The organism is Mesorhizobium sp. WSM1343 (genome assembly GCF_055901535.1).
The window spans coordinates 4,531,393-4,551,985 of record NZ_CM148370.1 but is presented as its reverse complement, the minus strand read 5'-3'; the positions used below and the strand labels follow the sequence as shown (position 1 = coordinate 4,551,985).

General features: G+C 62.9%; 20 protein-coding genes and 2 tRNA genes. 9 read left to right on the top strand and 13 right to left on the bottom strand.

Features of this window, described 5'->3' with window-relative positions:
- The first annotated feature begins 238 nt into the window (after positions 1–238).
- The gene (locus tag AC0NIL_RS22295) at positions 239–511 is read left to right on the top strand and encodes an HU family DNA-binding protein (protein ID WP_006201846.1); all 273 of its coding nucleotides are present in this window, start codon (positions 239–241) and stop codon (positions 509–511) included.
- 202 nt (positions 512–713) lie between these two features.
- Here the strand turns inward: AC0NIL_RS22295 and AC0NIL_RS22290 are convergent, their stop codons facing one another.
- A complete protein-coding gene (locus tag AC0NIL_RS22290; RefSeq protein ID WP_063167791.1) occupies positions 714–1,736 on the bottom strand; it encodes an aldo/keto reductase in 1,023 nt (340 codons plus the stop codon).
- Between the two features lie 177 nt (positions 1,737–1,913).
- Between AC0NIL_RS22290 and AC0NIL_RS22285 the strand changes: the two genes are divergently transcribed.
- Together AC0NIL_RS22285 and AC0NIL_RS22280 are read left to right on the top strand one after the other, a co-directional pair.
- The gene (locus AC0NIL_RS22285) at positions 1,914–2,480 is read left to right on the top strand and encodes an SIS domain-containing protein (protein WP_027162393.1); all 567 of its coding nucleotides are present in this window, start codon (positions 1,914–1,916) and stop codon (positions 2,478–2,480) included.
- A 3-nt stretch (positions 2,481–2,483) separates the two neighbouring features.
- On the top strand, positions 2,484–3,227 hold the full coding sequence (locus AC0NIL_RS22280; RefSeq protein ID WP_024504590.1) for a creatininase family protein: 744 nt from the start codon (positions 2,484–2,486) through the stop codon (positions 3,225–3,227).
- Positions 3,228–3,265: 38 nt separating this feature from the next.
- Here the strand turns inward: AC0NIL_RS22280 and AC0NIL_RS22275 are convergent, their stop codons facing one another.
- The 3 genes from AC0NIL_RS22275 to AC0NIL_RS22265 form a co-directional block, all read right to left on the bottom strand.
- Positions 3,266–4,183 carry a carbohydrate ABC transporter permease gene (locus AC0NIL_RS22275; protein ID WP_013532185.1) on the bottom strand — a complete coding sequence of 306 codons (918 nt, stop codon included), beginning with the start codon at positions 4,181–4,183 and terminating at the stop codon, positions 3,266–3,268.
- Between the two features lie 26 nt (positions 4,184–4,209).
- Entirely contained in the window at positions 4,210–5,331 is a 1,122-nt protein-coding gene (locus tag AC0NIL_RS22270; RefSeq protein ID WP_024504588.1) for a carbohydrate ABC transporter permease, read from the bottom strand.
- 88 nt (positions 5,332–5,419) lie between these two features.
- The gene (locus tag AC0NIL_RS22265) at positions 5,420–7,084 is read right to left on the bottom strand and encodes an ABC transporter substrate-binding protein (RefSeq protein WP_473573426.1); all 1,665 of its coding nucleotides are present in this window, start codon (positions 7,082–7,084) and stop codon (positions 5,420–5,422) included.
- A 289-nt stretch (positions 7,085–7,373) separates the two neighbouring features.
- On the opposite strand from AC0NIL_RS22265, the gene AC0NIL_RS22260 reads away from it, so the two are divergent.
- Genes AC0NIL_RS22260 through rbsK form a run of 3 tightly spaced genes read left to right on the top strand, consistent with a single transcriptional unit; the run spans position 7,374 to position 9,840 of the window.
- The gene (locus AC0NIL_RS22260) at positions 7,374–8,432 is read left to right on the top strand and encodes an ABC transporter ATP-binding protein (RefSeq protein ID WP_024504587.1); all 1,059 of its coding nucleotides are present in this window, start codon (positions 7,374–7,376) and stop codon (positions 8,430–8,432) included.
- A 21-nt stretch (positions 8,433–8,453) separates the two neighbouring features.
- Positions 8,454–8,906, top strand: coding sequence for an RbsD/FucU family protein (locus AC0NIL_RS22255; protein WP_027162392.1), 453 nt, complete (start codon positions 8,454–8,456; stop codon positions 8,904–8,906).
- A gap of 4 nt (positions 8,907–8,910) precedes the next feature.
- A complete protein-coding gene (gene rbsK, locus AC0NIL_RS22250) occupies positions 8,911–9,840 on the top strand; it encodes a ribokinase (RefSeq protein WP_275954670.1) in 930 nt (309 codons plus the stop codon).
- 129 nt (positions 9,841–9,969) lie between these two features.
- On the opposite strand, the gene AC0NIL_RS22245 is transcribed toward rbsK, so the two are convergent.
- Positions 9,970–10,046 (bottom strand) — tRNA-Asp (locus tag AC0NIL_RS22245).
- Positions 10,047–10,262: 216 nt separating this feature from the next.
- Between AC0NIL_RS22245 and AC0NIL_RS22240 the strand changes: the two genes are divergently transcribed.
- A tRNA-Val gene (locus AC0NIL_RS22240) sits at positions 10,263–10,338 on the top strand.
- Here the strand turns inward: AC0NIL_RS22240 and AC0NIL_RS22235 are convergent.
- The 6 genes from AC0NIL_RS22235 to AC0NIL_RS22210 all read right to left on the bottom strand — a co-directional run bounded on the left by AC0NIL_RS22235 (position 10,326) and on the right by AC0NIL_RS22210 (position 15,939).
- Positions 10,326–11,009, bottom strand: coding sequence for a GNAT family N-acetyltransferase (locus tag AC0NIL_RS22235; protein WP_024504585.1), 684 nt, complete (start codon positions 11,007–11,009; stop codon positions 10,326–10,328). The genes AC0NIL_RS22240 and AC0NIL_RS22235 overlap by 13 nt on opposite strands.
- Entirely contained in the window at positions 11,006–11,776 is a 771-nt protein-coding gene (locus tag AC0NIL_RS22230; RefSeq protein WP_473573423.1) for an SDR family NAD(P)-dependent oxidoreductase, read from the bottom strand. The genes AC0NIL_RS22235 and AC0NIL_RS22230 overlap by 4 nt, the downstream gene beginning before the upstream one ends.
- A 13-nt stretch (positions 11,777–11,789) precedes the next feature.
- On the bottom strand, positions 11,790–12,785 hold the full coding sequence (locus AC0NIL_RS22225) for an ABC transporter permease (protein WP_013532177.1): 996 nt from the start codon (positions 12,783–12,785) through the stop codon (positions 11,790–11,792).
- Between the two features lie 146 nt (positions 12,786–12,931).
- Complete coding sequence (locus AC0NIL_RS22220) at positions 12,932–13,972, bottom strand: sugar ABC transporter substrate-binding protein (protein WP_027162389.1); 1,041 nt, start codon at positions 13,970–13,972, stop codon at positions 12,932–12,934.
- A 39-nt stretch (positions 13,973–14,011) separates the two neighbouring features.
- Positions 14,012–14,776 (bottom strand): ATP-binding cassette domain-containing protein, encoded by a 765-nt coding sequence (locus tag AC0NIL_RS22215; RefSeq protein ID WP_473573422.1) that lies wholly within the window; start codon positions 14,774–14,776, stop codon positions 14,012–14,014.
- Positions 14,773–15,939 (bottom strand): ROK family transcriptional regulator, encoded by a 1,167-nt coding sequence (locus tag AC0NIL_RS22210; protein WP_275954669.1) that lies wholly within the window; start codon positions 15,937–15,939, stop codon positions 14,773–14,775. Before AC0NIL_RS22210 ends, AC0NIL_RS22215 begins: the two co-directional genes overlap by 4 nt.
- A gap of 225 nt (positions 15,940–16,164) precedes the next feature.
- On the opposite strand from AC0NIL_RS22210, the gene AC0NIL_RS22205 reads away from it, so the two are divergent.
- Both AC0NIL_RS22205 and AC0NIL_RS22200 read left to right on the top strand, forming a co-directional pair.
- Positions 16,165–17,343: a M24 family metallopeptidase gene (locus AC0NIL_RS22205; protein ID WP_275954668.1), complete on the top strand. Its 1,179-nt coding sequence runs from the start codon at positions 16,165–16,167 to the stop codon at positions 17,341–17,343.
- On the top strand, positions 17,330–18,559 hold the full coding sequence (locus AC0NIL_RS22200; RefSeq protein WP_275954667.1) for a M20 metallopeptidase family protein: 1,230 nt from the start codon (positions 17,330–17,332) through the stop codon (positions 18,557–18,559). Before AC0NIL_RS22205 ends, AC0NIL_RS22200 begins: the two co-directional genes overlap by 14 nt.
- 49 nt (positions 18,560–18,608) lie before the next feature.
- Here AC0NIL_RS22200 and AC0NIL_RS22195 read toward each other — a convergent pair whose 3' ends face one another.
- Together AC0NIL_RS22195 and AC0NIL_RS22190 are read right to left on the bottom strand one after the other, a co-directional pair.
- Positions 18,609–19,913: a M23 family metallopeptidase gene (locus AC0NIL_RS22195; RefSeq protein ID WP_024504580.1), complete on the bottom strand. Its 1,305-nt coding sequence runs from the start codon at positions 19,911–19,913 to the stop codon at positions 18,609–18,611.
- Positions 19,914–20,063: 150 nt separating this feature from the next.
- Positions 20,064–20,531: a peroxiredoxin gene (locus tag AC0NIL_RS22190; protein ID WP_013532169.1), complete on the bottom strand. Its 468-nt coding sequence runs from the start codon at positions 20,529–20,531 to the stop codon at positions 20,064–20,066.
- Positions 20,532–20,593: the final 62 nt, after the last annotated feature.

Genomic DNA, 20,593 nt, shown 5'->3' with positions numbered 1-20,593 from the left:
CCTTGCCGCAAACCGGCTACGGTTTTCGGGGCCATGCGTTGGTTTTCGTCGAGGTTGCAGCGCACAAACGGAGAGCCGGGCCTGACGCCCGGCTTTTTCATGTGAAAAACCCCGGAATTCCGGGCTTTTTCCGCTTTTTTCCTGCCTTTTCGACTTGGTTGCGGGAGCGCTTCTTTCTAAAGTCCGTTTCCTGCCGGATGAGTCGATAGTTCCGGTGTTCTCATGGAAGGGAATTTTTATGAACAAGAACGAACTGGTGTCCGCTGTCGCCGACGCCGCGAGCATTTCGAAGGGTGACGCGCAGTCGGCGGTCGATGCGGTATTTTCCGTGATCACCGGCGAACTGAAGAAGGGCGGCGATGTCCGGCTTGTCGGCTTTGGCAATTTCACCGTGTCAAAGCGTGCCGCCTCGACCGGCCGCAATCCTCAGACCGGCGCCGAAGTGAAGATCCCGGCGCGTACCGTGCCGAAGTTCTCGGCCGGCAAAGGCCTCAAGGACGCAGTCAACTAAGCGTTTTTTCTTTTCAGAGACCTCAGAAAAGCCGGGCTTGCCCGGCTTTTCATTTTGGTGCCCTACGTTGGTTCATGCGACCAGAAAAGCCGGGCTTGCCCGGCTTTTCATTTTGGTGCCCTACGTCGGTTCATGCGACCAGAAAAGCCGGGCTTGCCCGGCTTTTCATTTTGGTGCCCGACGCTGACGCGACGCGGCCGGCTTATGCGGTCGGCGCATCAGTGCGCATAAGACCTTCCTCCTTGAGATCCGCCCAAAGTGCTGCGGGCAGTTTCGCATCGAGCAGCGAGCGATTGCTCTCGACCTCGCTCGGCCGTTGGCCACCGGGGATCACCGAAACGACTGAAGGATGCAGCAGCGGGAATTGCAGGGCGGCCTCGATCAGCCTGACACCATGACGCTTGCAGACGTTCTCGATCCCGGCGACCCGGTCGAGTATGTCCTTCGGCGCTTCGGAGTAGTTGTAGTAGGCTCCGGGCTTCGGCCCTGTTGCGAGGATGCCGGAGTTGTAGGGTCCGCCGAGAACGATGCCGATGCCGCGTGCCTGGCAGAGCGGCAGGAAGGACGTCAGCGCCTCCTGTTCCAAGAGCGTATAGCGCCCCGCCAGCAGGAACAGGTCGAAGTCGCCGCGCTCAGCCAGCGTCTGCGCGACCTGCCACTCATTGATGCCGCCGCCGAACGCCTTGATCACGCCCTGGTCGCGCAGCGACAGCAGGCCGTAATAGCCCGAGCGCATGAACTCCTCGATGCGCCGGTCGGAGGCTTCCTTGCTGCCATGCGTGAAGATGTCGACATCGTGCACGAAGAGTATGTCGATCCGATCGACGCCGAGGCGCTCAAGCGAGGCTTCGAACGAGCGCATGACGCCGTCATAGCTGTAGTCGTACACCTCGCGGCGTGATGGCGTGTCGAAGAACTTGCCGATGCCGGTGCGCTCTTCGGGCGGGCAGGCACGCATGATGCGGCCGACCTTGCTCGACAGCACATAGTCGTCGCGCTTCTTGCCGCGCAGGAACGGGTTGAGCCGCGTTTCCGAGAGGCCGAGCCCATAGAGCGGCGCGGTGTCGTAGTAGCGGCAGCCGGTCGCCCAGGCGGCCTCCAGCGTGGCGTTGGCGTCCTCGTCGGAGACGGCACGGTAGAGATTGCCGAGCGGCGCCGCGCCGAAGCCGAGCTCGGTGAAACTGATGCCGCCATTGCCGATGCGGTCGAAATGCCGTGTCTTCATATCCTGCTGTTTGCCTCGCCTGATTTGTCTGACATGACACTATCACGCCTGTGATCAGGCAAAAGCATAGCTGCGCGTTGGACACGCATTTTCACGGTTGCTAGCATAACGAAATCAAGCTGTTCGTGGCAGCAAGAGCGGCAAATACCAGGGTGATTTTTCAATGGCGGGTTTGCGGTGAGCGACAAGAGCAAAAGCCTGTTCGAGACCTCACTTGAGGAGCTGGGTGGCGTGCTGGCACGCATCGACGAAAGCCGGATCGACGCCGCCTGCAAAACGCTAGCCGGCGCGCGACAGATCGTCGTCTATGGCTGCGGCCGCGAGGCCTTGCAGGTCAAGGGTTTTGCCATGCGGCTCTACCATTTGGGCCTGCCGGTTTCCGTGGTCGGCGACATGAACACGCCGCCTCTGGGGCAGGGCGATGTCTTCCTGGTCAGTTCCGGGCCGGGAGAAACCTCGACCGTGCTGACCCTGATGCAGGTCGCGCGCCAAGCAGGTGCAACCAATCTCCTGCTGACCGCCCAGGCCGAAGGCAGCGCGGCAAGGCTTGCCGACTTCACGCTGCTCATTCCCGCGCAGACCATGGCCAACGATCAGGGGGCGCAAAAAACATCGGTCCTGCCGATGGGCTCGGTGTTCGAAGGCGCGCTGTTCCTGCTGTTTGAGGTGATGGTGCTGAAGCTTAGGGAATTGACCGGCGTGTCGCCCGAAGCCATGCGCGCCCGCCACACCAACATGGAATAGATCATGCGCTATGAACTGATGCTGCCACACCAGATCCGCAGGGCGATCGCCGAGAATTGGCCGGTCGCTCTGCCGCTCGGCGTGCTGGAATACCATGGCGAGCACATGGCCGTCGGCATGGACACGCTGGCCGTCATCAAGACGCTGGAGCTGTTCGAAAAGGAGAAGGACGTCGTCATCCTGCCGCCCTTCTACTACGGTGCGGCAAGCTATGCGGTGGCGCCGCCGGAAGGCAGCGGCTCGGTGCAGGTCGGCGGCAATGCGCTGGCGCCGTTCGGCGAGGAACTGTTCTACAGCCTGCTGCGCATCGGCTTCCGCAACATCCACGCCATTATCCACCACCAGACCGAGAACTTTGTCGCCGGCATGCCGACCGATCTGGCGTTCAAGGCCGCCGGCCGCCAGGCGATCTTCCGCTTCCTCGAAAAGGAGCGCGGCGAGGGCTGGTGGGGGTCGCAGGCGATGGCGGACTATTATTCAGGACACGCGGCGGGTGAAAATTTCTTCAACTGGGTGCAGGTGCATCCGCTGATGTCGGCTGACATGAACGGCAAGTACCCGTTCGACCATGCCGGCATCGGCGAGACCTCGCTGATGCTGGCGCTATGCCCGGAGGCTGTCGATGCCAATCACTTCGCCGACAATACCGGCTGGTATACGGCGAGTGCCAAGGACGCCTCGGCCGAGCTCGGGCAGAAGGGCGTGGCCATGATCATGGATCATCTGCGGATGATTCTAAGGCCCTAGCGCGGTTCTTCCTTCTCCCAAGGTAAGAGGGCGCCATGCTACTTCACCGCGCCCGCGGTCATGCCCATGATCAGATAGCGCTCCAACGCGATGCCAATGACGGCGAGCGGCGCGATGGCCGCCGTCGCTAGTGCCGCCATCGACCACCAGTTGATGCCTTGCGAGCCGGTCTGGCTCGCCACCATGACGGGAATTGTCTTGGCGTCGGTCGAGGTCAAAAGGGCGGCGAAGAAATACTCGTTCCAGCACAGCACCATCGCCAGGATGAAGGCGGCGACCATGCCCGGCAGCGCGATCGGCATGACGATGCGGAAGAACGCGCCCCAGATCGACAGCCCGTCGACAAGGGCGGCTTCCTCGAGCTCGACCGGGATCGAGTTGAACTGGTCGCGCATGATCCAGATGACGATCGGCAGCACCATCAGCGTGTAGAGCAGGATCAGCCCGATGCGCGTGTCGAGCAGGCCGACCTCGCGGTAGAGCACCAGGAAGGGCAGCGCCAGCACCACCGGCGGCAGGATCAGCTGCGACAGGAAGAAGAACGAGATGTCCTCGTTCTTGAACCAGGCGAAATGGTAGCGATAGCGGGTGAGCCCGTAGGCGGCGAGGCTGCCGATGATGATGGCGAGGCTCGACGCGCCGACCGAGGTGATCACCGAATTCATGAAGCGCTTGAGGAACTCCTCGCGCACGGTCGAGGTCTGGAAGATCGAGTCCGGCGACAGGCCGAGCGAACGCCAGCCCTTCCAGTCCGGCTGGAAGTCGACGAAGGGGATGAGATGGCCTTGCGTGACGTCGACTGCGGTCTTGAACGAGGTCGTGATCGTCCAATAGATCGGGAACAGGCAGATGAACGCCCAGAAGGCCAGCGCGCCATAGATGAAGACGCGGCTGGCGAGGAAGCTCGCCGGCGAGCGGATCTCCGAGGCGACATATTCGGTGGTCTGAACGCTCATCGGGCTCAATTCACCCCCATCTTGCTTTAATTGACATTGCGGACAAAACGGTTGGCAAATTTCAACAACCACGTGACGAACACGACGATGATCACCAGATAGGCCATCGCCAGCATGGTTCCGTAGCCGACATTCGAGCGGTCGCGGTATTCGCGGTAGATGAAGCTCGACACGGAATCGGTGGCGCCGCCGGGGCCGCCGGACGTCACGGTGATGATGATGTCGGCAAGCTTCAGCTTGAAGATGATGCGCAGGACCACCGCCGTCACCGACACCGGCAGCATCAGCGGGAAGGTGACCTGCCAGAAGGTCTGCCACGCATTGGCGCCGTCGACGCGTGCGGCTTCGAGCACCTCGCGCGACATCGCCTGCAGCCCGGCCAGCAGCATGATCATCATGAACGGAATGAAGGTCCAGGCATCCAGTATCATGATCGATATGCGCGCGATGATCGGATCGGAGAAGAAGGCGGGATTTTCCCAGCCGAGATGGCGCGCCAGCGTTGCGGCCGGTCCGAACCTGTATTCCATCAGCGATTTTCCGATCATCCACGACACCGCGACCGGCGACAGCATCAGCGGCATCAGGAAGACGACGCGGAAGAATTTTCGCGCCCGGATCTGGGCATTGAGGAGCAGCGCCAAGCCGAAGGCAATGACATATTCGACCGCCACCGCCAGCACGTAGAGCACCATGTTGAACAGCGCGTTGCGGTAGTAGGGATCGCCCAGCATCTGCCAGAAATTGTCGAGCCCGTTGAACCGGCGGCCGCTGAAGGAACTGAGGTTCCAGTCGGTGAGCGCGATGTAGAAACCGAACAGCGTCGGGAAGATCACCATGGCGATGGTGAACAGCAGCGCCGGCAGCAGAAACAGGGCACGCTGGCCGTCTTCGCCGCGCGTCAGCACCTGGCCGACACCGATCGCCACGCCCCACAGCACATAGGCATAGACGACGGGGCGCCAGGTCTCGAAGCCGATCGTATCGGGGCTGCCCTTGTAGAGGATCTCCAGCACGATCGTCGCCAGCAGGCCAAGCGTCGCAACGGCCATCAGCGCCCAGCCAAGGCGTTTACGGCCTGGAGAGATCAGATCGGAAGTGCCGGCATCTGCCGGCCACGGGTTCGCGGTCGATGTCTGGTCAGCCACAAATCTCGCCCGTTTGAAGGCTCTCGAGGAGCCGGAGCCTGTCTAAAGTGGTCCGGCGTTGCCGCCGGACCACGGTTCATAGGCCAGCCTACATGCCGAGCGAAGCTTTGTAGAGCTTGATCTGGTTGTCGCGGCCGATCTGGTCGGTCAGCTTCTCCCATGCCGCCGCGATGGCGTCGGCGCCTTCCTGCGCCTTCATCTTGCCCGCGAAAGTGTTGGCCAGGATGTCCTCGGCGGCGCTGTAGTACTGGAAGATGCCGGGGATGCGTGGCTCGATCGCCGCGTTCGGATGGTTGTAGCTGTCGGATTCCGATTTGAGGTAGGAGGTGATGAAGGCCTCGTCGTAGCCGGCCGCCACCCATTCGGGAATGTCGAAATGCGAGTTGCGGTAAGGCTGGAAGCCCGACGGATACATCGCCGTCCAGATCGACAGGTCCTTGCCGCCGAGATGGGCTGCAGCGGACCATGCCGCCTTCTTCTTCTTTTCGTCGGCATTGACGCGGGCCATGACATAGACGCCCCAACCGAGATAGGCGCAGTTGGGCGCATAGTTCGGGCCGCTGGCGAGCTTGTCCCAGGCGCCGGTCTTCGCATTGTAGACATCGTCCGAGCCCGGCAGGATCGAGAAGCCGGTGACGTCGCCGACGACGGAAGAGTCGTTGGTCTTGACGTTGGAGCCGACGTCGCCCCACCAGGTGACCATCGAGCCGGTGCCGGCCAGGAACTGCTGGAAGGCGGTCGTGTTCGGATCGGCGTTGATCTGGTCGGCGGGTTCGGAGGGCAGCGCGTCGATGACGTCCTGGATGGCGCGCACCCAGGCCGGATTGTTGACGCGCGGCTTCATCGTGTCGGCGTCGAACAGCCAGGCCTTGTCGTCGGGGTGCTTGGCATAGGCGGTGGCGCGGCTGCCAAGGAAATAGAAGCCGAAGCCGCCCCAGGGCTTCGGCGCGTCGAGATAGCCATAGACGTCCTGGTCCTTGAGCTTCTTGCCCTTCAGGAACTTGGTCACCGCCTGAACCTGCTGCCAGGTCTTCGGCACGCCCCATTCACCTTCGCCGCCGCCGTCCTTCCAGGCCTTGGCGAGGTCGGCATCGGCGAACACGTCGGTGCGGTAGTTGAAGTTGTGCGCGTCGCCGTCGACGGTCACGCGGTATTGCTTGCCGTCCCAGGTGCCGACCGGCGGCTTCAGATAGCTGACCAGATCGTCGAAATCGATCTGGGTCTTGACCCAGTCGGGCATTTCCGACGTCAGGCCCTTGCCGCAGACATCGCCTTCGAACGGCGCGCCCATTTCGATGATGTCGAAGTCGACGGTCCCGGTCGCGATCGACTGCTGCAGGCGGGCGTTGTAGTCGGCCTGCGCCAGGTCGATCCAGTTGATCTTGGCGCCGGTATAGGTCTCCCATGGCTTCAGGAAGCCGCGGAACAGCACATTGTGCAGGTTCTGGTTGTTGAGACCCATGAAGGTCAGCTCGACGCCGGCGAATTCGCCTTCCTTGACATTGGCCTTGGTGGCTTCGAGGCAGAGTTCACCGACCTTCTGGAAATCGGCGTCCGTCGGCTGGCCTTTGCCGACGCCGGGGATCTGCAGGATTTTTGTGCGCAATTCGCTTGCCGCGGAGGCCGGGCGCGTCAAGGCGCCAAGTCCGGCGCCGGATGCGGCTGCGATCGCGGCCATGCTTGCCGCACCCTTCAATATGTCGCGCCTTGTGGCGCCGGCTCGAACCAGTTTGTCGTAAAGACCCGTTCTCATCGCCTATTCCTCCCAGAACATCAGTGTGAATAAATCGGCCAACTGTCGGACGCCGGAGCGCCAACGATGCTCCCGTTTCGGAAACGAATTAGGCAGGACCCCACCCTGCGTCGATTGAAGTTCCGATTGCGGATCGGGCACCGACATTTTGACCAGCGCCTGCCACTATTCTCACAACCCAACGCCGTGTCAACGAGAGCGGGTTTTTATCTATAAGGGACCGACTTGCCCTGGCAGGTCGCGTTGGTTAGCTTCTGCGCCTACGGCTAATGGAGCCGATGGGGGAGACATGGCGCAAGTCGCGATCAGCAAGGTGGCCAAGGCCTTTGGAACGGTCAAGGTTCTGCACGAAGTCAGCGTCGACATCGCAGACGGACAGTTCGTGGTGCTGGTTGGCCCCTCGGGTTGCGGCAAGTCCACGCTGCTCAGGATGGTGGCCGGGCTGGAGACCGTCTCCGCCGGCACGATCGCCATCGGCGACCGCGTCGTCAATCATCTGCCGCCGGCCAAGCGCGACATCGCCATGGTGTTCCAGAACTATGCGCTCTATCCGCACAAGACGGTCGAGCAGAACATGGCCTTCGCGCTCAAGCTCAGGAAAACCGATCCGGCCGTGGTCGCCGAGCGGGTCAAGCGCGCCGCCGACATCCTCGACCTCAACCCCTATCTGAAGCGCTATCCCCGCCAGCTTTCCGGCGGCCAGCGCCAGCGCGTGGCCATGGGCCGCGCCATCGTGCGCAATCCGCAGGTGTTCCTGTTCGACGAGCCGCTGTCCAATCTCGACGCCAAGCTGCGCGTGCAGATGCGCACCGAGATCAAGGAACTGCACCAGAGGCTGAAGACCACCACCATCTACGTCACCCACGACCAGATCGAGGCCATGACCATGGCCGACAAGATCGTCGTCATGCGCGACGGCCGCATCGAGCAGGTCGGCGCGCCGCTGGAACTGTTCGACCGCCCGGCCAACCTGTTTGTCGCCGGCTTCATCGGTTCGCCTTCGATGAACCTGCTCAAGGGCACCATGCGCAAGGGCGATAAGCCCGGTGTCGACATCGCGGGCACGCTGTTCCCGATCGGATCGGGCAATGCCGCGCAGGACGGTCAAGCGGTCGTCTATGGCGTGCGACCGGAGCACCTCGAGATCCATCCCGACGGCGTGCCGGCGAAGATTTCGGTGGTCGAGCCGACCGGCTCGGAAACGCTGGTGTTCCTGCGCTTCGGCGAAGGCGAGATGGTGGCGCTGTTTCGCGAGCGCCACGATTTCAAGCCGGGCGACACGCTGAAGCTGAAGCCAAGGCTTGACCAGATCCATCTTTTCGACGCCGAGACCGGCAAGCGTCTCTGATCCCAACTCACGAGGAATACCATGCTCAAAGGCATCAACCCGCTGCTCAATGCCGACGTGCTGCAGGCATTGCGGGCAATGGGGCATGGCGATGATCTGATCATCGCCGACACCAATTTTCCGTCCGATTCGGTGGCGCGCCAGACGGCGCTCGGCCGCGTGCTGCGCATCGATGCCTCGGCCGCGCAAGTGGTCAAGGCGGTGCTGTCGCTCTACCCGCTCGACACGTTCGTCGACGATTCGGCCGCGCGCATGGAAATCGTCGGCAAGCCGGACGAGATTCCTGCAGTGCAGAAGGAAGTGCAGAAGGAAGTCGATAAGGCCGAGGGCAAGTCGTGGCCGATGATCGCGGTCGAGCGCTACGCCTTCTACGAGCGCGCCAAACAAGCCTATTGTGTCATCCAGACCGGCGAACGCCGCTTCTATGGCTGCTTCGCCTTCCGCAAGGGCGTCGTGCCGCCGGATGCGGAGTAGCGGCATGGCTTCGGGCAAGCCGGTCGTCATATTGGGTGTGTTCGTCGCCGACACCGCCTACAGGGCGCAGCGGCAGCCGCGCATGGGCGAAACGATCCTCGGCACATCCTTCGCGCTGGGTCCCGGCGGCAAGGGCTCGAACCAGGCGGTGGCCGCCGGCAAGCTCGGCGCCGACGTCACCTTCCTCACCCGCCTCGGCGTCGATCCCTTCGCCGACATGGCCAGGCAGACCTGGGCGCAGGCGGGCGTCAAGGATGCCGTCATCGATACGCCGGAAAGCTACACCGGCGCGGCCTACATCTTCGTCGAGGAGACGACCGGCAACAACGCCATCATCGTCAGCCCCGGTGCTGCCATGCTGATCTCTCCAGCCGATATCGAAGCCAATGCCGCATTGATCAGCAATGCCGGCGTCTTTGTCACGCAGCTCGAACAGCCGATCGAAGCAGCCATGCGGGCGCTGGAGATCGCGCGTAGGGCAGGGGTGACGACGATCCTCAATCCGGCCCCTGCGGCAAAGCTTCCCGACCGCATCTACACGCTCTGCGACTACTTCACACCCAACGAGACCGAGACGGAGGAACTGACCGGGATGAAGGTGTCCTCGGTCGACGAGGCGCGAGCCGCCGCCGACAGTCTGCTCAAAAAGGGGGTCGGCACAGTCATCGTCACGCTCGGCGACAAGGGCGCGCTTTTGCACTCGAAAGATCGCTCCGACCACGTTCCAGCCGTCAGCGCCGGCCCGGTGGTCGAAACCGCGGGGGCAGGCGATGCCTTCAATGGCGGGCTTGCGGCAGCACTTTCGAGGGGCGTGGAACCGCTGCAGGCGGTGCGCTTCGCTTGCGCCGTCGCCGGAATCTCGGTGACCCGGCCAGGGACTGCGCCATCCATGCCGACGCTGCAGGAGGTCGAGGCGCTGCTGGCGAGAGGATGATCTTGCGGGGCCAGACCTAGGCGCGGGCCAAAAGAACCTGAGTTACCTCAGGTCTCTTGCAAGACAACATTTTTGACAATCAATGTCGACATTTCTCCAAAGCCAAGGGCTTGATACCCTTGAGAGAAATGGCGCGAGTGACGGGGCTCGAACCCGCGACCTCCGGCGTGACAGGCCGGCACTCTAACCAACTGAGCTACACCCGCGCATGGCGAACACGTGTCAGCCGTGTTCGTCGTTGGGGCGCTGGATAAGGGGTTCGCCACCGGGTGTCAAGCGCACCAAACCATCATAACAGCAAACAGGAGAAGGTTTTTTGACAGCCGGCGTTTTGTTGGCAAAACCGGCATCCAACCAGGGCGTCCTGCGCTCATTTGGCCTTGCGAAGCGGACCCTGACAGCTTAAAGGTCCGGCCCGGAGCGGGCGATTAGCTCAGTTGGTAGAGCGCTTCGTTTACACCGAAGATGTCGGCGGTTCGAGCCCGTCATCGCCCACCATTCACACGATCTCCGGTGCGCACGATCTCCGGTGCGGTTGTCAGCCGTTTGGCGACATAGATGCTGTGGTCCGGCAATCCCGGCTCCCGCAACACTGCGAATCCGATGGCCCTGTAGAAGCGCAGCGCGTTGTGATTGTCCGGCATCACTTCGAGGCAAAGCCCGCGAGATCCGAGCGCGGCGAGCCTTTGCTCGAGAAAAGCCATCGCCCGCCGGCCGATGCCTTTTCCACGCGCTTGCGGCAACAGGTCGATATGACCGTGCGAAGGGTAGGCAGCCAATGCCGGCGGAATGGTGAAGTCGCGATGATGGATCTGGTGGCGAGCCCAGTCGCTGCCGCTCCAGCGTGCGCGGTCGGGTCCGGGATCGGTCACCTGCGCGCGAAGGCGCGGATACCACTTTGCGGCCAAGCCGGCATTGAAAGCCTTTGTGTCTTTTGCACCCAGCAGATAGCCCGCGGCGCCCGTTGGCCCATCGACGATGAAGGCGAGGTCGGGCTCCAGCACCTGGTAGGGGATGGTGTAGATCTGGCCCAACAGATCCGGAGCGTCTTCGCGACCGGTTGCATCCTGGCCGGCATCACCGGTCTTGAGGCAGATCATGGCAAGTGCTGGATGGTCGGCCTCGGTCGCCTGGCGCAGGAAGAAGCCATCGCCGAAATCGATGATCATGGCGGAACGAGCCGGAAATCGCTGCCTTCGGGCAGCAACTGCCCGCCATCGACGACGATGGTCGTGCCGGTGATGTAACTGGCATCGTCCGAGGCGAGGAACAGGAAGGCATTGGCGACGTCGCGCGGGCTGCCGAGGCGGCCAAGCGGGATGGAATCCTCCATGTTCTTGATGAACGCCTCGCCGCGATGCAGCTCGATCGCTTCGGTCAGGATGTTGCCGGGCTCGACGCCGTTGACGGTGATGCCGTAGCCGGAGAATTCCAGTGCCGCGGCGCGGATGAAGCCGTTGATGCCGGCCTTGCTGGCCGAATAGTGGCCATGGCCCGGGCTGGTGACATGCGGACCGGTGATGGAGGAGGTGTAGAGCATGCGGCCGAAGCGTTGCGCCTTCATCGGCACCAGGGCCGCGCGGCTGGCATTGAAGGTGCCGCGCAGATTGACCGCCATGACGCGGTCCCAGTCGTTGGCGCTGGTGTTCTCGATCAGCTGCCAGGGATAGATGCCGGCATTCTGCACGATGATGTCGAGACGGCCATGCTGCTTCAGCGCCAGCGCCACGGCGGCCTCGGCGTCGCTCATTTGCGAGATGTCGGTGCGGATGAAGGGGACGCCCAACTCGCCAGCGGTCGCTTGCCCGGCCTCGACTTCGGTGTCGGCGAGCACCAGCCGCGCTCCCTCTTCGGCAAAGCGGAGCGCAATGCCCTTGCCGATGCCGCGGGCGGCGCCGACGATGAGCGCCACCTTGTCTTTTAGCCGTCCTGTCATGCGAGCCGTCCTGTCATGCGAGTCTTTGGCGAATGGTTTGCTTGAAGGCGTCGAGCAGCACCGCGGCCAGCACCAGCAGGCCATGAATCACCTGGGTGAAATTGGCCGGCAGGCCCATCAAATTGATCGCCGTGTTGATGGCCGAGAGCAAAAGCACGCCGGCATAGACGCCGGGGAGGGTGCCGACGCCGCCTTTGAGGCTGACGCCGCCGATGACGACCGCGGCGAAGGCGTTGAACAGCAAGCCGACGCCGAGATTGGCGGTGGCGCCCGACGTGCGGATCGCCAGCAGCCAGCCAGCGAGGCCGGCGATGGCGCCGGCGAGCACGAAGGCGATGATGAGATTGCGGTTCACCCGGATGCCGGCGCGGAAGGTCGCCGTCTCGTTGCCGCCGATCATCACCAGATGCCGGCCGAACGGCGTCTTGGCCATGATCAGCGAAAAGACCACGAAACAGCCAACCGCGATCCAGGCGGTGAGCGGCAGGCCGACAAGGCGCTGGATGCCGAACCAGCGGATGGCCGGCGCCAGGTCCTGCGCCGAGCGGCCGCCCGACACGACCAACACGAGGCCGCGCACCCAGATGTAGGACGCCAGCGTGATGATGAAGGCGCTCATCTTCACCTTGACCACCAGATAGCCGTTGAAGGCGCCGATGAGGCCGCCAACGGCCAGCGCCAGCAGCAGCGAAACCGGAACCATCAGCCACTCGGGATGCAGCTGCACGCCCATGCCGATGCCCGACGAGCAAAACAGGATGCCGACCGCCATGGCGCTGAGCGCTGCGACGGATTCGACCGACAGATCCATGTGACCGGCGATGATCACCAGCGCCAGGCCGATCGACATGACGCCGAGCACGCTCGAAGCCTCGATGATGTTGGCGAAGATGCCGAGCTGAAAGTAGTTCGGGACGAAGATGGAGAAGACCACCAGCACGAACAGCAGCATGAACCAGACGAGGTTGTCGAGTACGAACTCCAGGGCTTTGCGTGTGCGCGGGTTCATGGGTTGATCCGGTTGGCGCCCCCGCGAAATCAACTCGATTTCGTCGGGTTCAGGCGCGGATTCAGATTCGCCACGGCATCCTTTCGGACGCGGCGTTGTGAAAAGGCAGGCTCCGGGCCGCTACGGCCCGGAGCGCTTTCAGATGACTATTCGACCGACTTGACGGTGTCCGTCGGCGGCTTCTGGTTGCCCCAGAAGGCCGGATTATCGACGTTTTCCTTGGTGATCGCGGCACCGGGGATCTTGATGTTCGGACCCCAGGATTCCTTGGTTACGGTCGATTTCAGGCCGAGCACGTCGTATTCGCCGGGCTTGATTTCCTGCTTCTTGACGATCTTGTCCATGAACATGGCGACAGCCGCGGCCTGCGCGTAAAGCGGCTGCTCGATTTCGGCGTTGAGCCAGCCCTTGCGGATCAGGTCGAGGCCGACCGGAGCGCCGTTCGAGCTCATCAGCATGACGTCGCCCGGCTTCTTGCCGGCCGCCTCGAGCGAGGCGACGGCGGCGACCGATAGGTGCGCGGCATGGCTGAAGATCAGGTCGATGTCGGGGTTGGCCAGCATCTGGTCGGCAACGATTGTGCCGGCATTGCTGGCTTCCCATTGCATGGCCGGAAGCGAGATGATCTTGACGTCCGGAAATGCCTTCATCTTCTCCTCAAAACCCTTCTGGATGTCGAGCGTGTAGGGATCGCCGGGGTCGCCGAGCACCTGCAGAACCTTGCCCTTCACCGAGCCGTTCTTGGCTTTCAGCAGCTTCTCGGCCTGATCCGCGGCGACGTAGCCGATCTCGACCGTTCCGGCGACAGAGGTGAAGTCGGACGGGGTTGAGGTGATCTGGCGGTCGAACTCGACCACCGGGATGCCGGCGGCGCGCGCGGCTTCGATGGACGGTTTCAGCGCATTGAAGTCGACTGCAGCCAGGATGATGGCCGCCGGCTTCAGCGCGATGACGTCGTTCATCTGCGATTGCTGGGCGTCGGTCTTGTTGTCGGCGTTCAGCGTCTTCATCTCGTAGCCGGTCTGCTTCAGGAACAGTTCCAGCGCGCTCACCGAGCCGGTCTGGAACTCGTCCAGCAGGGTCGGCACCATATAGTAGACGATACCCTTGGACTGGGCGAATGCCGGCGTGAGCGTGGCAAAGGCCAGTGCAAGGATACCGAAGACAGCAAGAAGTATTCGCTTCATGTCGTTCGCTCCTCTTAAGCCGGACCCCTCTTTTGTCCCTCAGCCTGTCGGTCCGGCACCGGCAAGCGTCTCACCGGTGATCATGTTGATCACCGCGTCGGGACTTGTTTTATTGCGTGCGACATCGCCGGCCACGACGCCCTGGCGGATCACCACGATCCGGTCGGCGACCTGAAAAGCCTGCTGCATGATATGGGTGATGATGATGACGCCGATGCCCTGATTGGCCACCTGGCGGATCATGTCGAGACCGCGCCGCGTCTGTTCGACACCGAGGGCGGCGAATGGTTCGTCGAGCAGCACCAGCTTGCCGCCCCAGTGCACGAAGCGGTTGAGTTCGATGGCTTGCCGCTGGCCGCCCGAAAGGTGCTCGACATTGGCGCGCAGCGAGGGAATGCGGGTGCCGGCATTGGCCAGCGCCTTTCCGACGACGGCTTCCATGGCGCGCTCGTCAAGCACGGGAATGCCGAGAAACTTGCGGGTGATCTCGCGGCCCATGAAGAAATTGGCGACCACGTCGACGTTGGTGCACAGCGAGAGATCCTGGTAGACGGTCTCGATGCCGGCCGCCTTGGCCTCGGCCGGTGATTTGGCGAGGAATTCCTTGCCCTCGAACAGCATGCGGCCCGATGTCGGCTCCAGTCCGCCTGATATGATCTTCACCAGTGTCGATTTGCCGGCGCCGTTGTCGCCCAGCAGCGCCACGACCTCGCCCTTGCCGATCGAGAAGCTGATCCCCTTGAGCGCTTCGATCGCGCCATAGTTCTTGGTGACGTTGTCGAGCACCAGCAGGGGTTCACTCATGCCGCAATCTCCCTGCCTTTGAGAAGGTCGCGCTCGCGTTCGCGTTCGGCCGCGAACATCTGCCCGAAGCGAGGTGACAGAACCCCGGAAACCGCCAGGGCGGCGGCGCCGCGCAGCACGGAATGCTGTCCGCCGCGCGCGACCACGACCCTGGGCGTCGTGCGGTCCTTGCGGGCCGAGACGGAGTTGTGCAGGCCCGCGGCCGAACCAGCCAGCATTTCGAGCAGGTCGGTGGATGCCAGCCCGCCGAGGATGACCGTCTCCGGGTCGAACAGGTTCTCGATGACGGCGACGGCGTTGTGAAAGATCGGTGCGACTTCGGCCACCCATTCGGCCTCGCTGCCGTTCCAGCGCCGGAGCGCCTCGAGCGACAAATATCTTTCGAGGCAGCCGCTGTTGCCGCAAGGGCAGGCTTCGCCGCCGGGAATGACGGGAATGTGTCCGATCTCGCCGGCATTTCCCCAGGCGCCGCGCAAGGCGCTGCCGTCATGAACCATGACGCCGCCAAGGCCGACGCCGAAATAGAGATAGTAGTATTCGGAAAACTGGGCGCCGAGGCCATAGAGGCGCTCGCCCATGGCGGCCGCGGCCATATCGGTTTCAAAGAAGGCCGGCAATCCGGTGGAGGCCGCCAGCCGTTCGCGCAGCGCCACATCCTTCCAGCCGGTCATGGTGGTCGGCCCCACGAAACTCATGGACTCCACGTCGAAGGGGCCGGGCAGGGCCATGCCGACGCCCAGCACCCGTCCGCCAGCCCGCAGTCTGGTCAATTCCACCACCATCGCCCCGATCAACTCGAAGGCGCGGTCCGGCGTCGCGTTCGGCGCTTCGCGGTAGATGCTCTCGATCACGTCGCCGCTCAGATTGATTAAGGCGGCGCTGATACCAAGCGGAGTGATGTGGATACCCACGGCATAGCCGCCCTCGGGGTTGATCCGGAGCGTCGCCGGCGGCAGGCCGCGCCCCCTCGGCTCTTCGCGCAGCGACAGGATGTAGTCCTGATCTTCCAGTTCGCGAACGATGGTCGATACCGTCTGGACGGTGAGGCCGACGCGCCGGGCGATCTCGCCGCGCGCGATCGGCCCGTGCAGGCGGATGGACTCAAGCACGATGCGCCGGTTGTATGGCCGCCCGAACTCCTGATTGGTCCCCCGCAGTGCCATGCCTTGCGCCCCTTAGGAGAGGATAGCTTGGCACCGCTTATTTATTCAGTCAAATGGAATTCAAAAATAAATGATAGTGAAACACAAATCTTGGGAAGGCCGGGTATGGACGTACCCGGTTCAGGACCTGCCCACACGCCGCCCTGGCCGATTGCCGCCATGGTGAAACCTCTTCAATGGTGAGCGAACCCCGCGACCGTTGATCTGACAAAGCATGGAGCAAAGATGATCGAATTGCCGTTTGCCCGCGACGAGTACCAACAACGGCTTCGCAAGATCCGCACCGAGATGGCCAAGCGCGGTCTCGAGCTCCTTGTCGTCAACGACGTTGCCAACCAGCATTACATCACCGGCTATGACGGCTGGTCGTTCTACACGCCGCAAATGGTGCTGGTTCCAATCGAGGAGGTCGAGCCGGTCTGGATCGGGCGCGCCATGGATGCGGCCGGCGGTCTTCTGACAGCCTGGATGAAACCGGAAAACGTGGTCGGCTTTCCGGAAGACCATGTCCAGCGAGGCGATCGCCATCCCATGGACTGGATTGCGAACTGGATTGTCGCCAAGAGCTGGGGGAGTCGCCGTATCGGCATCGAACTCGAAGCCTATTATTTCTCCCCCAAGGCGCACGCCCGGCTTGTCGCCGGACTTCCCAATGCAAAATGGCACGATGCCGACCTGCTGGTGAACTGGATCCGGGCGGTCAAATCGGCGCCGGAGATCGCCTATTTGCGCAAGGCATCGACGCTCGCCGAAGCTGCCGTCACGCGAGCCTTCGAGGTGATCGCGCCGGGCGTTCGCGAATGCGACGCCATCGCCGCCATCCAGGCGGCGCAGATCGCGGGCAGCCCGGACTTTGCCGGCGACATCACAGCACTTCCGCCGACAATCCTCGGTGGCGAGAATGCCTCGGCGCCGCACATCATGTGGAGCGACAGGCGGTTCGGAGAAAACGAGACGATTGCGCTGGAACTTGCCGGCGTTTGCCGCCGCTATGCCGCCGGCCTCGCCAGGACCATGCAGCTTGGCAAGACGCCGACAAATGTCTCGGATACCGCCAAAGCGGTGATCGAGGGCATGGACGCGGTGCTCAACGCGGTCAGGCCGGGAACGACTGCCGAAGCGGTCGAAGCTGCCTGGCGCAAGGTCATCCAGCGTTATGGACTGAAGAAGGAATCGCGCATCGGCTACTCCATCGGCGTCGCCTATCCGCCGGATTGGGGCGAACACACGATCAGCCTCAGGCCGGGCGACAAGACGGTGCTTGAACCGGGCAACGTCGTTCATTCCATCCTTGGCATGTGGATGGACGGCTGGGGCATCGAGGTCAGCGAGACCATCCTGGTCACCGAAACCGGCCACGAGACCCTGACGAAGTTCCCGCGAGAGATCCATGTCAAATCCTGAGGGTTCGGCCACGGCGGGTGGTGTTGTGAAAACCGTGACGACCGATATCGACGCCGGAATTCTCGACCGGATGATGGAGGTCCGTCGCCATCTGCACCGCAATCCCGAGCTTTCGAACCAGGAGGCCGGCACGCAGCGTTACCTCAGGCAGATGCTGGTGGATCAGGGAATCGTCGACATTCGCGACGTCGCCGGCTTTGGCCTTGCCGTCGATATTGTCGGCGCCGGCAGGCCGTCAAATCGAAAGATCGCCATTCGCGCCGACATCGATGCCTTGCCGATCGAGGAGGAGTCCGGTGTCGATTATGCATCGACGAATCCTGGTGTGATGCATGCCTGCGGTCACGACGCCCATGCATCGATGGCTTTCGCGGTGGCCGCGCATCTTCACCAGTCGCGGGACAGTTTTGGCGGTACCGTTCGCCTGATCTTCCAGCCGGCGGAGGAGGACGAACCGTCGGGCGGCAAGCGGGTGGTGGAAGAGGGGCTTCTCGACGACATCGACGCCGCCATCTGCGTCCACGTCGATCCGTACACACCGAGCGGCAAGATCGCCGTCGGCTCCGGTCCCTACACTCTGGCCTGTGACACGTTCGATGTGGTCGTCATCGGCTCGGCCGCGCACGCGGCAAAACCGCATGAAGGTGTCGATGCGTTGGCCGTGGCTTGCTCCCTGGTGAGCGAATTGCAGAAGATCGTTTCGCGCGAGACCGATCCGTACGATCCGCTGGTGATTTCCGTCACGGCCATCAATGGCGGCAACGCATATAATGTCACCGCCGGCAGGGTCACGTTGAAAGGCACCATCCGCAGCGGCAGCGATGCAACCCGCGAGCGGGCCTGGCACCGCGTTCGTACGATAGCCGAGGGTATGGCGACGAGCCACGGCGCGCGTGTCGAGGTCGACATCCACAAGGGCGAACCCGGCGTCGTCAACGATGTCGAGATGACAGAGCTGATTGCCGCCAGCGCCAAGGCCTGCATCGGTGCCGACAGCGTCCTCAACACGCCCGGATGGACGATCGCGGACGACTTTGGCTACTACAGCGAGAAACGTCCTTCGGTCTATTTTCGGCTGGGAATCCGGAACGAGGAGATCGGATCGGTCTTTCCGCTCCATCACGCCCGGTTTCGTGTCGACGAGGCCGCGTTGAAGGTCGGCGCGACCACCTTGGTTGCGGCAGCGACGGCGTTTCTGTCGACGGGAGCGCCTTAGTCAGCCATCATGATGGTCATCGGCGCATGGGGCAGGAGCCTGGGATCGCTTACAGATACTGGGCGACCTTCTTGCCGACCGTGAGGAAGCGCAAGGGATCGATCGCTTCGCCATTGTGGCGGACTTCGTAGTGCAGATGCGGGCCGGTCGAGCGGCCGCTGCTACCGGTCTTGCCGATGACGGCGCCGGCGTCCAGTTTCTCGCCGACGGTCACGTCGATCTCGCTGAGATGCCCGTAACGTGTCGCAAAACCATTGCCGTGGTCGACTTCAACCATGCGGCCATAGCCGCCGTTCCAGCCGGCCTTGGTGACGGTGCCAGGCGCCGTGACTTTTGCGGCCATGCCGATCGGCGCCCTGAAATCCATGCCGGAATGCAGGGCGGCGGTGCCAAGGAGAGGGTCGGTGCGCACGCCGAACGGGCTGGTGACGGAGTGGCCCGGCGCGGGGTTGGTCAGCGGCAGCTGGCGCGCTTCTTTCTTGAGATGGTCGAGCGCGTCCAGCGCTTCGTCCAATTCCTTGACCTTGCTGTCGAACATCATCGAACTGTCGAGCGGGATCAGCGGTCCGCCGACGTCGCTGTCGCCCTTGCCGAAGTCGCTGTCGACGGGCAGTCCGGCCGCCTCCAGCGCCTGGGTGATGGCATCGGCGCTCTTATAGGCATTGTCGGCAAGCGTGCTGATGCGGGTCAGTTGATCGCTCTCGATGGATTTCAACGACTGGTTGATGGAGACGAAGAGCTTGTCGGCGCGATCGGCGGCTGAATCATTGGGCAGCGGATCGGAGCGGGTTGACCACAGCGAGAACGGCCTTGTGTCGCCGGCGCCGAGATCGGCGCTCAGGCTGGCGACCGCATAATTCCGCGCGGGCTCCTTGATGCTGCCGGTCACTTCGGCGCGTTTGTCCGGCTTCGCAGCCGCTGCCGGATCTTCGGCCGGCGCTGCGCCGACTTCGCTCTCGGCGCGTTCGAGCAGCGGACCAAGGCGGCCATGACGCTGGCTCAGCTGGCTCTGGCGTTCAAGCAGTTCGCTGACCTTGGTTTCCATCAGCTGCTGGTCGAGCAACTGCCGGCTGGTGATGCGGTCGACCTGGGCGCGAAGCGCCGAAATGCGATCTTCATAGGCTTGCTGCATGCGCGCCTGACGCGCCGTTGTGGCGCCGATCAAATCGTCGCGCAGCACGAGATAGGAGGTGGCCATGAGGTAGCCGACGGCAATGGCGGCCAGCGCCGAGCCGATAAAGGCCGCCAGCCACGGTCGGATCGTAAAATGCCTGATCTCGTTGCCCCGGGCGATGATGACCGTATGGGGCTCCTTACGCTTGCCGAAGACTGCGGACTGACCGGTTGCGTTCACGGGACCAAGCTTTCGTTTACGACACCACGACAGCTTGATTACACATTATTAGGGTTAACAAAGGCTTGCAGCGATAGCTTGCTCACAGCGATTGCCCGCCAGGCGTGCGTAAGGTGGCAAGGGAACCTGGGCCAGCCTCGCCGGCAAACCTCAAAGCGCTCGAACGGCCTCGAGCACCTCTTCGGCATGACCCTTGACGCGGACCTTGCGCCAGATCCTGGCGATCCGCCGGTCGCGGCCGATCAGGAACGTCGCGCGCTCGACGCCCATATACTTGCGGCCATACATCGATTTCTCGACCCACAGATGGTAGGCCTCGATTACCTTGCGCTCCTCGTCGGCGGCGAGGTCGATGGTGAGATTGTATTTCGACTTGAACTTGTCGTGCTTCTTGACGGGGTCGGGCGACAGGCCGATCACCACGGCGCCGGCCTTCTCGAACTCCGGCTTCAACTGCGAGAAGCTGATCGCCTCCTGCGTGCAGCTTGTTGTGTCGTCCTGCGGATAGAAATAGAGCACGATGGGCTTGCCGGACGATGCGGCAAGGCTGACCGATCCGCCGCCGTCCCGCGGCAGGTCAAATTGCGGCGCAAGATCGCCTACGTCGAGGTCAGCCATACCGATGCCCTTGTTTGAGGTTACGCGCGAAGCCACACCGATATAGTGTCGGACGGGGATTC

Excerpts from the sequence above, each read along its gene's own strand:
- AC0NIL_RS22255 (WP_027162392.1), top strand. The coding sequence starts at position 8,454 with ATGCTCAAAGGCATCAACCCGCTGCTCAATGCCGACGTGCTGCAGGCA.
- AC0NIL_RS22265 (WP_473573426.1), bottom strand. The coding sequence starts at position 7,084 with ATGAGAACGGGTCTTTACGACAAACTGGTTCGAGCCGGCGCCACAAGG.
- AC0NIL_RS22210 (WP_275954669.1), bottom strand. The coding sequence starts at position 15,939 with ATGGCACTGCGGGGGACCAATCAGGAGTTCGGGCGGCCATACAACCGG.
- AC0NIL_RS22205 (WP_275954668.1), top strand. The coding sequence starts at position 16,165 with ATGATCGAATTGCCGTTTGCCCGCGACGAGTACCAACAACGGCTTCGC.
- AC0NIL_RS22235 (WP_024504585.1), bottom strand. The coding sequence starts at position 11,009 with ATGATCATCGATTTCGGCGATGGCTTCTTCCTGCGCCAGGCGACCGAG.
- AC0NIL_RS22225 (WP_013532177.1), bottom strand. The coding sequence starts at position 12,785 with ATGAACCCGCGCACACGCAAAGCCCTGGAGTTCGTACTCGACAACCTC.
- AC0NIL_RS22190 (WP_013532169.1), bottom strand. The coding sequence starts at position 20,531 with ATGGCTGACCTCGACGTAGGCGATCTTGCGCCGCAATTTGACCTGCCG.
- rbsK (WP_275954670.1), top strand. The coding sequence starts at position 8,911 with ATGGCTTCGGGCAAGCCGGTCGTCATATTGGGTGTGTTCGTCGCCGAC.
- AC0NIL_RS22200 (WP_275954667.1), top strand. The coding sequence starts at position 17,330 with ATGTCAAATCCTGAGGGTTCGGCCACGGCGGGTGGTGTTGTGAAAACC.
- AC0NIL_RS22260 (WP_024504587.1), top strand. The coding sequence starts at position 7,374 with ATGGCGCAAGTCGCGATCAGCAAGGTGGCCAAGGCCTTTGGAACGGTC.
- AC0NIL_RS22280 (WP_024504590.1), top strand. The coding sequence starts at position 2,484 with ATGCGCTATGAACTGATGCTGCCACACCAGATCCGCAGGGCGATCGCC.
- AC0NIL_RS22290 (WP_063167791.1), bottom strand. The coding sequence starts at position 1,736 with ATGAAGACACGGCATTTCGACCGCATCGGCAATGGCGGCATCAGTTTC.
- AC0NIL_RS22215 (WP_473573422.1), bottom strand. The coding sequence starts at position 14,776 with ATGAGTGAACCCCTGCTGGTGCTCGACAACGTCACCAAGAACTATGGC.
- AC0NIL_RS22220 (WP_027162389.1), bottom strand. The coding sequence starts at position 13,972 with ATGAAGCGAATACTTCTTGCTGTCTTCGGTATCCTTGCACTGGCCTTT.
- AC0NIL_RS22275 (WP_013532185.1), bottom strand. The coding sequence starts at position 4,183 with ATGAGCGTTCAGACCACCGAATATGTCGCCTCGGAGATCCGCTCGCCG.
- AC0NIL_RS22230 (WP_473573423.1), bottom strand. The coding sequence starts at position 11,776 with ATGACAGGACGGCTAAAAGACAAGGTGGCGCTCATCGTCGGCGCCGCC.
- AC0NIL_RS22295 (WP_006201846.1), top strand. The coding sequence starts at position 239 with ATGAACAAGAACGAACTGGTGTCCGCTGTCGCCGACGCCGCGAGCATT.